Source organism: Kitasatospora sp. NPDC054768 (genome assembly GCF_053612025.1).
Window position 1 is genome coordinate 37,358 of sequence record NZ_JBSHBN010000061.1, and the last position, 11,280, is coordinate 48,637.

The window sequence follows — 11,280 nt, forward strand, 5'->3', positions numbered from 1 at the left end:
CGGTCGGTCGGTCGGTCCGACCTGTACGGCCCAACGAGCCGGCCCACCGGAGGTTGCGCCCCGGTCCGCCTCCCCCACCGGCCGGTTGGCCCACCCGGCCCACCCGGCCCGTCGGCCCGCCCGGCCGGGGGCGGCGTTCGGGTCATCCCGGCGCCCGGCGCCCGTCGTCGTACGCGGCGCGCGCCGCGAGCACCTGCGGCATGTGGGACTCGGCCCAGGCCTTGATCTGCCGCATGAGCGGCAGCAGGTCGCGCCCGAGCGCGGTGAGCGCGTAGTCGACGCGGACCGGCACCCCGGCGGTGACGGTGCGCACGACCAGGCCGTCGCGTTCCAGGGCGCGCAGGGTCTGGGTGAGCATCTTCTCGCTCACCCCGGCCAGGCGCCGGCGCAAACCGCTGTAGCGCAGCGGTCCGTCGGCGAGGGCGTTGACGACGAGGCTGGCCCACTTGTCGCCGATCCGGTCGAGGAGTTGGCGGGCCGGGCACGCGGCGAGGTAGGCGTCGTAGTCGGCGGCCTCGGCGGCGCGGCGCTGGGCGGCGGTCGTGGTGGGCACCGGCCCACTCTCCTTTCCGTACGGTACGCACCTTCGGGTGCGTCCTTCCCCATGGAGAGTAACTCTCCTTAGGTTGGGTGGAGTTGCCGATGCGTGAGCCGATGGCGCGAGCCGAGGCGTGAGGGGTGTGGGTGCGATGCGTGCCGTGGTGGTGCGGGAGTTCGGTGGTCCCGAGGTGCTGGAGCTGGTGGAGGTGGCGCTGCCGCAGCCGGGCCGCGGGCAGGTGCGGGTGCGGGTGGCGGCGGCCGGGGTCAACCCGGTGGACGCGGTCACCCGTTCCGGGGTGCTCGCCGGGGCCGGGCTGATGGCGCCCCGGGCGGTGACCGGCATCGGCTGGGACGTGGCCGGGACGGTGGACGCCGTCGGCCCCGGCGTGACGCGATTCGCCCTCGGGCAGCCGGTGGTGGGCCTGCGCGACCGCCTGGACACCGACCTCGGCACCTACGCCGACCAGGTCGTCCTGGACGCGGACACCCTGGCGCCCGCCCCGGCGGGCGCCACCCTCGCGCAGGCCGCGACGCTGCCGCTGAACGGCCTGACCGCGCTGCAGGCCCTGGACCTGCTCGACCTTCCGGCCGGCTCCACCGTCCTGGTCACCGGCGCCGCGGGCGCGGTCGGCGGCTTCGCCGTCGAACTGGCCGTCCTGCGCGGCCTGCGGGTGGTCGCACTGGCCGGGGAGGGCGACGAGCGGCTGGTGCGCGGGCTGGGCGCCGAGTGGTTCGTGCCGCGCACGGCGCCCGATGCGGCCGCCGCCGTACGGTAGTCGGTGCCCGGCGGGGTCGACGGCGCGATCGACGCCGCCCTGCTGGGCGTGCGGGCGCTGGGCGCGGTGCGCGGTCGCGGCGCCTTCGTCGCGGTCGCGGCCGGCAGCGCCCCGGCGGCCCTGCGCGGCATCCGGGTCGCCAACGTGTGGATCACCGCCGACGGCCCCGCCCTCGCCCGCCTCTGCGCCCTCGCCGCCGACGGCCGCCTCACCCTGCGGGTCGCCGACACCCTCCCCCTGACCCGCGCCGCCCACGCCCACCGCCGCCTGGAGGCGGGCCACCTGCGCGGCCGCCTGGTCCTCACCCCCTGACCCGCTGCCCCCTGAGCCGCTGCCCCCGGGGAACGGAAAGAAGGCCTGCTCCCTTGACGGGGCAGGCCTTCTTCGATGTGATCCGCGTCACGGCGGGACTGCGGCAACAGCGCTCCGCCCGGGGAGACCGTCCGGGTTGAGGGGAAGGGCTCTCGGGTTGCACTGTGGCAGCCGGCGGGGCTCCGACCAAGCGGGCCGGACGACTTCGGACACTCCCGGACGGCTTCGGACGCCCGATCGCCCTGAGCAGGCGCGATCCCGCGACTGCGCCCGCAGGTACGCGGACGGCTTCGGACGGCCCCGGACGCACGGGCTCCGGTGCCGGCGCGGCGGTGTCCGAAGCCGTCCCGAGAAGCCGTCAGATCCCCTCGCCAGGTCTCCTTTTGACGCCGGTCGCGCCCACCGGCAGGAACTTGCGCGGGCCTTCACGGCCCGCGCATGATCTGACCCGGCCGCCCGCCGGGCGGCCCAGGGGACGGCAATCCCCACGTCCGGGTTGAGGGTTCAGAGAGGGATCACAGTGCTGTTCGAGTTCCGATGCGCGGTGCGGCGCATGCCGCCGCCCGCGCAGTACGCCGAGAGCCACGACCTCCGGCGCGCCGCGCTGTCCGCGGCGTTCCTCGCGGTCGCCCTGGCCGGCGTCATCGCCCTGATCGTCCTTGGGTACGCCGTCGAGGCGCTGGTGACCGTCGTCGTCACCGCGGCGGTGGAGGCCTCCGGCACGGCTGCCCGGGGGCGGCGATGAGCACGCCGGCTCACGCGGAGGGCCCTTCCGCCCGCAGGCGGCTCTTCGCCGAGCTGGCGGAACAGCGCCTGCTGGTGGGTCAGCCGCCCCTGAGCTCGATCTCACGGAAGAGCGGACTGCCGGTCAGCACCACGGGCAGCCTGTTCCGAGGGGCGATTCTTCCCTCGGAACAGATGCTGGAGGCGCTACTGGAGGCCATGGACCTGAGCAGTCGCGCCCGGCAGCGCCTGCTGCTCCTCCGCGAAGCGGCGGCCGAGGAAGCCCGTGCCGCCGCTCGGCGCACCGCTGCCGAGCGCCCCGCCGCCCAGCACGTCCCCGACGAGCTTCCCGCCCCCGACTGGCGCGTGCCGGTCCCGGCCGCGGGGGAACCCGACCCGGTGATGTTCTCCACCGTGGAGGAGTTCGTCGCGGGCCTGGGGGACGTGAGGATCTGGGCCGGCGAGCCGTCGCTGCGCCGGCTGGAGGAGCGCAGCGAGAGGCTGCACCGGCAGCGGCACACGGCGTACGGCAAGGTCCTGCGGCGCAGCACGATCTCCGACATGCTCAACGCCTCGGTGCTTCCGCAGATGGAGAAGGTGCGGCACTACCTGCAGATCTGCGGGGTGCGGGACATCGACGCGTGGGTGTACACGTGGCGGCGGATCCGGACGATCGAGAAGGCCGCCCTGCGCCGGGCGGCCTGACCCCTCACGGCCCCGGAGCGGGAAGTCGGCGGGTCCGGCTTCCCACTCCGGCTTCCTACTCCGGTTCCTTGCCCGCGGTGGAGGCCGGCTTGGTGTGGAGGACTTCGCGGGCCTGGTCGGCGGCGCGCACGATGCTCTCGCTGATGAAGTCGAGGAAGCGGGCGATGTTCTCCAGGCGGACGGCGGCGGGGGTCCCGGGGCCGAGGACGGTGACGCCCTGGCGGGCGGCTTCGATGACCCGGTCGTTGGCACGGGCGCTGGCGATGACGGCCTGGTAGTAGAGCTCGTCGTCGACGATGTAGCGGTCGCGGCGGCGTTCGTCGCGTTCGCGGCGTACCAGGCTCTGGCTCTCCAGGAAGGCGATCGCCTTGGAGACGGACGCCGGGCTGACCTGCAGGCGCTGGGCGAGTTCGGCGGCGGTGAGGCTGCCCGCGTCGGTGGTGGACAGGCAGGTGATCACCCGGGCGCCCATCCGGTTGAGGCCCGAGCCCATCAGGACGGTGGTGAGCTGTTCCTCGTAGGCGGCCACGGCCTCGCTGTCGCGCCCGTGGGGCTGCGGGCCGGACTGCTGTGCGCCGGGGGTGGCGGGCCGGCGCCGCTGGGCGCGGTGTTCGGTGGCGCGGTGGGCGAGGTCGGCGCGGTAGGCGAGGGGGCCGCCGTTGCGCATCACCTCGCGGGTGACGGTGGAGGTGGGGCGTTCCAGGCGCCGGGCGATCTCGGCGTAGGGGAGGCTGTCGGCCAGCCCCAGCGCGATCTGTCGGCGTTCCTGCTGGGTGAGCCTGCCTCCGGGCATCGCGTTCTCCTCGGTGGTCGTCGCCGCACGGTTCGCGGCACGGTTCGCCGCACGGTTCGCGGCGTGCTTACCGGTGGGGTCACCGGTCGCCCCCACCATAGCGTTCACCTTCCACCCATTGCAATGGTCGCAATGGTCGCCGTTGCATTCATCGACACATCTGTTGCAACAGTTTCCCTTCATTCACCTGCTGCAACGCCGTTTTGACGCAACGAACTAGTTGCCGAGACCTTGAAAGCAACGTAGCGTTTCCAACGTCGGAAACACCGACGGGGCAGGCCCGGAACCGGGCCCGAGCCCGCACCCACCCCCGCATCCACCCAGGAGCGCACCATGCAGAAGTTCGACACCTCCGCCCCGATCACCGTCGTCCTGGACATCCCCGGCGGGCGCGTCCGGTTCATCGCCGCCGAGCGCGGCGACACCACCGTCGAGGTCCGGCCCGCCGAGGCCGGCAAGAACCGCGACGTCCAGGCCGCCGAGCGCACCGACGTCGCCTTCGCCGACGGCGTCCTGCGGATCACCACCGCCGCGACCGGCCACCAGCTCCTGGGCCCCACCGGCTCCCTGGAGGTCACCGTCCAGCTGCCGGCCGGCTCCGCCGTCCGGGGCAGGGCCGCCACCGCCGAACTGCGCGTCGTCGGCCGCCTCGGCGACGTCGCCTTCGACGGCGCGTACCGCACCACCAAGGTCGACGAGGCCGCGAGCCTGGACCTGACCGCCGTCGACGGCGACATCGAGGTCGGCCGGCTCACCGGGCCCGCCCGGATCGCCACCACCCGCGGCGACATCCGGATCACCGAGGCCCGGCGCGGCACCGTCGAGCTGACCACCCAGGCCGGGAGCATCACCGTCGGCGCCGCCGCCGGCGCCTCGGCCGCCCTGGACGCCGGCACCGGCCACGGCCGCATCGCCAACGCCCTGCGCAACGACGGCACCACCGTGCTCGACATCCGCGCCACCACCTCCCACGGCGACATCACCGCCCGCAGCCTCTGACCCCGGCCCCGCCCGGGCCGACACCATCCAGTTCCAGGGGGACACCATGACCGGCAACGCGACACCCACCACCCGTCCGAGCGCGTGGACCGGCATGCTGCCGGTCGACGACACCGCCCTCGCCGTCACCGACACCGGCGGCCCGGGCCTGCCCGTGCTCTACCTCAACGGCCAGTTCGCCACCCAGAGCTACTGGCGCCGCGTCATCACCGAACTCGGCCCGCGGTTCCGGCACATCACCTACGACGAGCGGGCCCGCGGCCGCCGGTCGAAGCGCTCCGCGGACTACTCCTTCGAGGCCGCCGTCCGGGACATCGACGCCGTCCTCACCGCCCGCGGCGTCGAGCGGGCCCTGCTGGTGGGCTGGTCCTACGGGGCGTTCCTCGGCGCGCACCAGGCCTCGCGCAACCCGCGGCGCACCATCGGCGCCGTCCTGGTCGACGGCGCGCAGCCCTACGACTGGCTCACCGAGGAGATGGAGCAGCGCATCCGCAGGCAGTTCCGGCAGTGGGCGCCGCTCATGGCGCTGATGCGCCCCACCGGCCTGACCCCGCGGATGACCCACCGGCAGATGTCCGACTGCAACATCGAGCTCGGCAGGATCGGCAGCGCCGGCGCACTGGGCCCGGTGCTGGACGCCGTCACCGTCCCGACCCGGTACGTGGTCGCCTCGGGGGTGTCCCTGGGCAGCAAGGGCGAGGAGCAGGAGATCATCCGCGCGGCCCTGCCCGCGGTGACCGAGCGCAACCCGCACATCGAGATCAGCGCGAAGGTCCCCAGCAACCACGGCGCGATCCTGAAGAAGGACTTCCGCGCCATCGCCGACGCCGTCCGCGAGGTCGCCGCCCTCGACCGCCCCGCCCCCGGCCACTGACGGCCCCCGCACCCGCACCGGCACCGGCCGCCACCTGCCGCCACCTGGCGGCCCGCCGGAACGGCGGCCCTGCGCGCCGCGGCTCAGCGCGGAAGCGAGGACTCCTCACCGACGGCGGCCAGCAGCTCGAACGGGAACTCCGGATCGGCCTGGCCGATGGCCAGCGCGAACCAACGGCCGCCGGACGGCAGCCACCACACGCGCATGGTGCCGGCGACGTTGCCCAGGAAGCCCAGCGGCTCCGGAGCCGCCGATTCGGGATCCGGGTCGTCGAACCCGAGATCCGGCCACAGTTCGACCGTCGCCGGATCTCCCCAACGGTCGGCCAGAACGGCCGTCAGTGCGTGGAGATCGGCTTCCAGCTCCTGTTCGGCCGCCTCGACGATCTCTTCGCCGCGGTCGTCCCAGAAGTCCCGGCTCTCCCGAGCACTGCCACATGGTGTCCGGGACCACCCCATCGACGGTCCTTCCCCGGCCGGACCTCCCGCCCGGGAAACGGGAGGATGCTCAGTTCGTCGATGATCGAGAGCTGGGCGGCGGTGAATCCCCTCGATCGGTGCCGGCTCGACATGGGCGGAGCCTGTCCAGGTCTCCCCCCGCCGCGCCACGGCGGCGGGCGAGGCGCCGTACCGCCGGGCGTTCGACCAGGGTGTGGACGAGGGCTCCGGCGGCCAGGGTCGCGGCGAACGCGGCGAGCGTCAGCAGGACCGCGATCGGGGTCGGGTAGGTGCGGTCGCCGAGGACGAGGGGGCGGCCGTGGAAGAGGACGACGCCCTGGCAGAGGTAGAAGCCGAAGGAGACGCCGCCCAGCCACTGGGCCAGGCGGCGCGGCCCGGGTCGCGGGCCGCCGCGGTACAGGTCGTGGTGGGCGGCGGCGCAGATGACCAGGGCGATCGGCAGGGCCATCGGCAGGACGAAGTCGTAGGGCGAGGGGACGGTGAGGGTGAGCGCGTAGGCGGGCGCGACGAGGAGGGCGGCGGGGGCGAGGGGGACGCGCGGGGCGAGACCGGCGGCGACGGCCCGGGCCAGCAGCATGCCCAGGACGAACTCCGGCAGCCGGGCCGGCGGGAAGAGGTAGCCGAACCACAACTGGTCGAGCGACACCGGCAGTTGGGGGATACGGGGGTGGGCCGGCAGCAGGGCGGCGTCGGCCCCCGCGACGGCCGCGGCCACCAGCAGGACGGCGGCCAGGGCCGGGCGCAGGGCGCGTTCGGGCAGATACCGTACGGCGCGGCGCAGGAGCGGGAACAGCAGGTAGAACAGGACCTCGCAGCACAGCGACCAACTGGGCATGTTCATACCCGAGTTGATGTTCGGGTCGGGCGAGTAGGCGTGCACGAGCAGGAGGTTGGGCAGCCAGACCCGCACCGGGCACGCCCAGGCGAACAGGAGGGCGGCGGCGGCCCACATCGCCAGGTGGCTGGGGTAGATCCGGGCCAGGCGCCGGCGCCAGAACGCGGCGGGGCGCTCACCCTCCCGCGCGGACCAGGTCAGGACGAAGCCGCTGAGGACGAAGAAGAACGAGACCCCGGCGTAGCCGGCCTTGGAGGTGGCGTGGGCGAGGGCGGCGGCGAGGCGGGGGTCGGCGAAGAAGCCGAGCGGGGCCCGGGGGCGCAGCGGGTCGGTGACGAGGAAGGCGTGGAAGAGGAAGACGGCGAGGGCGGCGGCGAAGCGCAGGGCGGTGAGGGTGGGCAGGCGGTGCGGGGGTGGCGGTTCTCCGACGAGCAGAGCATCACTTCGTGCACTCATAACATGACCTTAGGTGACTGTGCGTCAAGCTGGGTCACTGTCGGTATCGCCCGGAAGGCGTAAAGCGGGGCGGAGCGCGGGGGTGGCGAGCCGGGTGGAAATGGTGGTGCGGGTCGTGCGCCCGCTGGGCACACTGGTTCGATGATCACCGACCACTGGCCCCTGCGGGGGCTGCGCGTGACCTCGCCCCGCCTGGAGCTGCGCCTGCCCACCGAGGACGAACTCGCCGAGGTGGCGGACGTCGCCGCGCGCGGCGTCCACCTGCCCCAGGACCGTCCGTTCCTGACGCCGTGGGGCGAGCTGCCGCTGGCCGAACGCGCCCGGCACGTGATGCAGTCGCACTGGGCACGGCTGGGCCGCTGGAGCGCGCAGCACTGGGCGCTGGACCTGGTCGCCTTCCACGAGGGGCGCCCGGTGGGGATCCAGGACATGCGCGCCGAGGAGTTCGGCGTGCGGCGCGAGATCGTCTCCGGTTCCTGGCTCGGCCTGGAGCACCAGGGCAAGGGCCTGGGCACCGAGATGCGGGCCGCGATGCTCCACCTGGCCTTCGCGGAGCTGGGCGCGCGCTCGGCGACCTCGCTCTCCTTCGCCGACAACCACTCCTCCCTGGCCGTCTCGCGCAGGCTCGGCTACCGCGGCGACGGCATCGACCGGGACGTCCTGGACGGGCGGGTGGTGGTCTCCGAGCGCCTGCGCCTGAGCCCCGAGGCCTGGGCCGAACACGCCCGCACCCCGGTCTCCGTCACCGGCCTGAGCGCCGACTGCCGCACCATGTTCGGCCTCACCGACTGACCCCGGCCCCCGCGCGCCCTCCCCACCCCACCAGCGGACGGCCGGCGGCCAACACGCCCCAGGGAGTGGGAAGTCGGCCCGGCCGACTTCCCGTGCGCGGGGGCGGCCCGGGTCAGGTGTGGAGGGCGGCGGGCAGCGCGGTGAGGGTGTGCAGGACGTGGATGCCGTCGTCGACCGGGGCGGTGCGGGTGGCGGTGCGGTCGAGCCAGAAGGGGTGCAGACCGGCGTTGCGGGCGCCGAGGGCGTCGAGGTCGTAGTTGTCGCCGACGTAGGCGACTTCGTGCGGGGGCAGGCCGAGGCGGGCGCAGCCGGTCCGGAAGATGGCGGGGTCGGGTTTGGCCTCGCCGGGCCGGTCGGAGCCGACGAGGGCGGTGTCGTCGAAGTGGTGCAGCAGGCCGGTGGCGTGGAGTTTGGGGCGCTGCTGGTCGATCGGGGCGTTGGAGACGATCCCGAGGCGGTGGGTGGGGGCGAGGGCGGCGAGGGTGGGGGCGGCGTCGGGGAAGGCGGTCCAGGCGGCGTTGCGGTGGGCGGTGTAGCCGGCGAACCAGGCGGCGGCGGTCTCGTCGGGCATCGTGGTGGTGTCCTCGCCGAGGCGGGCGAGGAACTGGCGGGCGCGTTCGCGCTGTTGCCCGGCGAAGGTCAGTTCGCCGGCCAGGAAGCGGGCGTACTGCTCCCGCATGACCTCGCGCCACAGCGTCACGGCGCTCTGCGGGTCGGGGGCGCGGTGCAGCAGGTCGAGGTGGTGCAGGTGGGCGAGGATGCCTGCCTGTTCCGAGCCCGAGTAGTCGAACAGGGTGTCGTCGACGTCGAAGATCACGCCTCTGATCGGCACGGTCCGTCCTTCCGCTGGTTCCGTCCGGGTCGGCCCGGTCACGTACGGACCCTATGCGGTCCGCGGCGCCCCGTCCCCGCCGGCCAGGCGGCGGCGGGCGGCGGTCAGGAACTCCTCGGACAGTGCGGTGTCGTCGCTGGCGCGGGCGAGCAGCAGCGCTCCGACCATGGTGGACAGGTCGGCGAGGGTCTCCTGCCGTCCGGCGCCTTCGGGCAGTGCGGCCAGGGCGTCGACGAGTTCGTGCAGTCCGGCGGTGTAGGCGGTGCGCAGGGGGGAGCCGGGTTCGGTGCGGGCGGCGTCGGCGGCCAGTGCGGCGGCGGTGCAGCCGTGGCCGGGGTGGTCGCGGTGGGGTTCGGACAGGTAGCGGTCGAGGAACTCGGCGCGGGGGGTGCGGTCGTCGCCGGGCCGGTCGGCGGGCTGGTCGCCGGGCCGGTCGGCGAGTCGTTCCATGGCTTCGCGGCGTTCGGTGAAGGCGGCGGCGAGGGCCTGGGCGAGGAGGTCGTCCTTGGAGGCGAAGTGCCGGTAGAAGCCGCCGTGGGTGAGTCCGGCGGCGGCCATCGCCTCGGGGACGCTGACCTGGTCGGGGCCCTTCTCCCGGATCAGGCGGGCGGTGTGGTCGATGACGCGGCGGCGGCTGCGTTCGGCCTCGGCGCGTGAGACGCGGGGCATGCCGCGGCTCCCTTCCTCGTGTCGGACGGCGGTGGTGTTCCCGGGCGGTGCTCCCGGGCGGTGCTCCCGGGTGGTGTTCCCGGGGTCCACTTTCCCATCCCGTTTAGATGATGGTAATAATCTAAACGCTGCGGCGCCGCCAGTCACGGCCGGTGCCGCCCCAAGAGCGAGGAGATGCGCATGACCGTGATCGAAGGCTCCACCGTCCTGGTGACCGGGGGCCTGCGCGGCCTGGGCCGGGCGTTCGTCTCGGAGCTGCTGGCGCGCGGCGCGGGGAAGGTCTACGCCACCGCCCGCACCCCCGCCCCCGGCGCCGGCGGCGACCCGCGGGTGGAGGTCCTCGCCCTGGACGTCACCGACGACGCCTCGGTGACCGCCGCGGCCGCCACCGCCGACGACGTCGACATCGTCTTCAACAACGCCGGCGTCCTGCACCCGGGGCCGCTGCTGACCGGTGACCTGGAGGAGGTCCGGGCCACCTTCGAGACCAACGTCCTCGGCCCGCTGCGCGTCGCCCGGGCGTTCGCGCCGATGCTGGCCGCGCGCGGCGGCGGCGCGCTGGTGGACATCCACTCGCTGCTGTCCTGGGGCGCGGGCGCCGGGGCCTACGGGGCGTCCAAGGCGGCGCTGTGGTCGCTGACCAACTCCCTGCGCCTGGAGCTCGCCGCCCAGCACACCCAGGTCCTCGGCGTGCACCTGGGCTTCGCGGACACCGACATGGTCGCGGCCCTCCCGGTCGAGAAGGTCCCGCCGGCCGAGGTCGCCCGGATCGTGCTGGACGCCCTGGCGCGCGGCGAGAGCGAGGTCCTCGTCGACGACGCCACCCGGGCCGTCAAGGCCGCCCTGTCCGGGCCGGTGGAGGGCCTCACCGTGCGCATCGGCCGCTGACCCCCGCGCCGGGACCGGCGCACCAGGGCCGACACGCCAGGGCCGACACGCACCGACGCACACCGACACCAGCACGCACCGACGCCGACACCGACACCGACACCGACACCGAGGAGCACACCCCATGCCGCTGTGGCACGTCTACCACCCTCCCGGCACCTACACCCCCGAGCAGAAGCGTCAACTGGCCGGCGACGTCACGGGGTTCTACACCCGTATCGGGCTGCCGAGGTTCTACGTCATGACCCTCTTCCACGAGATCGCCGCCGACTCCTTCCACGTCGGCGGCGAACCGGCCGACAGCGCGGTGCGCATTGTGGTCGAGCACATCGCCCGCCACAACGCGGACCCGCAGGCGCGCCGGCACACCCGTGAGAGCCTCGCCGCCCTCCTCGCACCCCACACCGCCGAGCGCGGCCTGTACTGCGAGTTCCACATCGACGAGACGCCCCAGGACCTGTGGATGACGGACGGCATCGCCCCGCCCCCGCCCCGCAGCGAGGCCGAACGCGCGTGGGCCCGCGAGAACCGGCCCCTGCCCTACTGACCCCACTGCACCTCACCGCCGCCGGAGGCGGTACGGCGGAGCGGGAGGCCCACCGGCACGGGCCTCCCGCACCCCCCCGGA

Annotated in this window: 13 protein-coding genes and 1 pseudogene; 8 read left to right on the forward strand and 6 right to left on the reverse strand. The window is 74.3% G+C overall.

The window, feature by feature from the left end; all coding sequences use genetic code 11:
- Positions 1-142: 142 nt before the first annotated feature.
- Entirely contained in the window at positions 143-553 is a 411-nt protein-coding gene (locus ACWGKU_RS19860; RefSeq protein WP_452178585.1) for a winged helix-turn-helix transcriptional regulator, read from the reverse strand.
- A gap of 136 nt (positions 554-689) precedes the next feature.
- Here ACWGKU_RS19860 and ACWGKU_RS19865 point away from each other — a divergent pair.
- The 3 genes and pseudogenes from ACWGKU_RS19865 to ACWGKU_RS19875 all read left to right on the forward strand — a co-directional run bounded on the left by ACWGKU_RS19865 (position 690) and on the right by ACWGKU_RS19875 (position 3,056).
- Positions 690-1,628, forward strand: a pseudogene (locus tag ACWGKU_RS19865) (NADP-dependent oxidoreductase).
- A gap of 553 nt (positions 1,629-2,181) precedes the next feature.
- Positions 2,182-2,373 carry a hypothetical protein gene (locus ACWGKU_RS19870; protein WP_452178584.1) on the forward strand — a complete coding sequence of 64 codons (192 nt, stop codon included), beginning with the start codon at positions 2,182-2,184 and terminating at the stop codon, positions 2,371-2,373.
- On the forward strand, positions 2,370-3,056 hold the full coding sequence (locus ACWGKU_RS19875; protein WP_452178583.1) for a hypothetical protein: 687 nt from the start codon (positions 2,370-2,372) through the stop codon (positions 3,054-3,056). Before ACWGKU_RS19870 ends, ACWGKU_RS19875 begins: the two co-directional genes overlap by 4 nt.
- A 55-nt stretch (positions 3,057-3,111) precedes the next feature.
- Here ACWGKU_RS19875 and ACWGKU_RS19880 read toward each other — a convergent pair whose 3' ends face one another.
- A complete protein-coding gene (locus tag ACWGKU_RS19880; protein WP_359906480.1) occupies positions 3,112-3,849 on the reverse strand; it encodes a helix-turn-helix domain-containing protein in 738 nt (245 codons plus the stop codon).
- 333 nt (positions 3,850-4,182) lie between these two features.
- Here ACWGKU_RS19880 and ACWGKU_RS19885 point away from each other — a divergent pair, with 333 nt between their 5' ends.
- Both ACWGKU_RS19885 and ACWGKU_RS19890 read left to right on the forward strand, forming a co-directional pair.
- Complete coding sequence (locus ACWGKU_RS19885; protein ID WP_452178582.1) at positions 4,183-4,848, forward strand: DUF4097 family beta strand repeat-containing protein; 666 nt, start codon at positions 4,183-4,185, stop codon at positions 4,846-4,848.
- A gap of 46 nt (positions 4,849-4,894) precedes the next feature.
- Complete coding sequence (locus tag ACWGKU_RS19890; RefSeq protein WP_452178581.1) at positions 4,895-5,722, forward strand: alpha/beta fold hydrolase; 828 nt, start codon at positions 4,895-4,897, stop codon at positions 5,720-5,722.
- Between the two features lie 83 nt (positions 5,723-5,805).
- On the opposite strand, the gene ACWGKU_RS19895 is transcribed toward ACWGKU_RS19890, so the two are convergent.
- Together ACWGKU_RS19895 and ACWGKU_RS19900 are read right to left on the reverse strand one after the other, a co-directional pair.
- The gene (locus ACWGKU_RS19895) at positions 5,806-6,180 is read right to left on the reverse strand and encodes a hypothetical protein (protein ID WP_452178580.1); all 375 of its coding nucleotides are present in this window, start codon (positions 6,178-6,180) and stop codon (positions 5,806-5,808) included.
- Between the two features lie 49 nt (positions 6,181-6,229).
- Complete coding sequence (locus ACWGKU_RS19900; RefSeq protein ID WP_452178579.1) at positions 6,230-7,471, reverse strand: acyltransferase family protein; 1,242 nt, start codon at positions 7,469-7,471, stop codon at positions 6,230-6,232.
- A gap of 141 nt (positions 7,472-7,612) precedes the next feature.
- Here ACWGKU_RS19900 and ACWGKU_RS19905 point away from each other — a divergent pair, with 141 nt between their 5' ends.
- Positions 7,613-8,263, forward strand: coding sequence for a GNAT family N-acetyltransferase (locus ACWGKU_RS19905; protein ID WP_452178578.1), 651 nt, complete (start codon positions 7,613-7,615; stop codon positions 8,261-8,263).
- 112 nt (positions 8,264-8,375) lie between these two features.
- Here ACWGKU_RS19905 and ACWGKU_RS19910 read toward each other — a convergent pair whose 3' ends face one another.
- Together ACWGKU_RS19910 and ACWGKU_RS19915 are read right to left on the reverse strand one after the other, a co-directional pair.
- The gene (locus ACWGKU_RS19910; protein WP_452178577.1) at positions 8,376-9,095 is read right to left on the reverse strand and encodes an HAD family hydrolase; all 720 of its coding nucleotides are present in this window, start codon (positions 9,093-9,095) and stop codon (positions 8,376-8,378) included.
- Positions 9,096-9,146: 51 nt separating this feature from the next.
- Complete coding sequence (locus tag ACWGKU_RS19915) at positions 9,147-9,764, reverse strand: helix-turn-helix domain-containing protein (protein ID WP_452178576.1); 618 nt, start codon at positions 9,762-9,764, stop codon at positions 9,147-9,149.
- Positions 9,765-9,944: 180 nt separating this feature from the next.
- On the opposite strand from ACWGKU_RS19915, the gene ACWGKU_RS19920 reads away from it, so the two are divergent.
- Entirely contained in the window at positions 9,945-10,652 is a 708-nt protein-coding gene (locus ACWGKU_RS19920; RefSeq protein ID WP_452178575.1) for an SDR family oxidoreductase, read from the forward strand.
- Between the two features lie 124 nt (positions 10,653-10,776).
- A complete protein-coding gene (locus tag ACWGKU_RS19925; RefSeq protein ID WP_359906373.1) occupies positions 10,777-11,199 on the forward strand; it encodes a tautomerase family protein in 423 nt (140 codons plus the stop codon).
- Positions 11,200-11,280: the final 81 nt, after the last annotated feature.

Coding starts and splice junctions, on each gene's coding strand:
- ACWGKU_RS19885 (WP_452178582.1), top strand. CDS start 4,183: ATGCAGAAGTTCGACACCTCCGCCCCGATCACCGTCGTCCTGGACATC.
- ACWGKU_RS19875 (WP_452178583.1), top strand. CDS start 2,370: ATGAGCACGCCGGCTCACGCGGAGGGCCCTTCCGCCCGCAGGCGGCTC.
- ACWGKU_RS19895 (WP_452178580.1), bottom strand. CDS start 6,180: ATGGGGTGGTCCCGGACACCATGTGGCAGTGCTCGGGAGAGCCGGGAC.
- ACWGKU_RS19920 (WP_452178575.1), top strand. CDS start 9,945: ATGACCGTGATCGAAGGCTCCACCGTCCTGGTGACCGGGGGCCTGCGC.
- ACWGKU_RS19915 (WP_452178576.1), bottom strand. CDS start 9,764: ATGCCCCGCGTCTCACGCGCCGAGGCCGAACGCAGCCGCCGCCGCGTC.
- ACWGKU_RS19870 (WP_452178584.1), top strand. CDS start 2,182: ATGCCGCCGCCCGCGCAGTACGCCGAGAGCCACGACCTCCGGCGCGCC.
- ACWGKU_RS19900 (WP_452178579.1), bottom strand. CDS start 7,471: ATGAGTGCACGAAGTGATGCTCTGCTCGTCGGAGAACCGCCACCCCCG.
- ACWGKU_RS19890 (WP_452178581.1), top strand. CDS start 4,895: ATGACCGGCAACGCGACACCCACCACCCGTCCGAGCGCGTGGACCGGC.
- ACWGKU_RS19925 (WP_359906373.1), top strand. CDS start 10,777: ATGCCGCTGTGGCACGTCTACCACCCTCCCGGCACCTACACCCCCGAG.
- ACWGKU_RS19905 (WP_452178578.1), top strand. CDS start 7,613: ATGATCACCGACCACTGGCCCCTGCGGGGGCTGCGCGTGACCTCGCCC.
- ACWGKU_RS19880 (WP_359906480.1), bottom strand. CDS start 3,849: ATGCCCGGAGGCAGGCTCACCCAGCAGGAACGCCGACAGATCGCGCTG.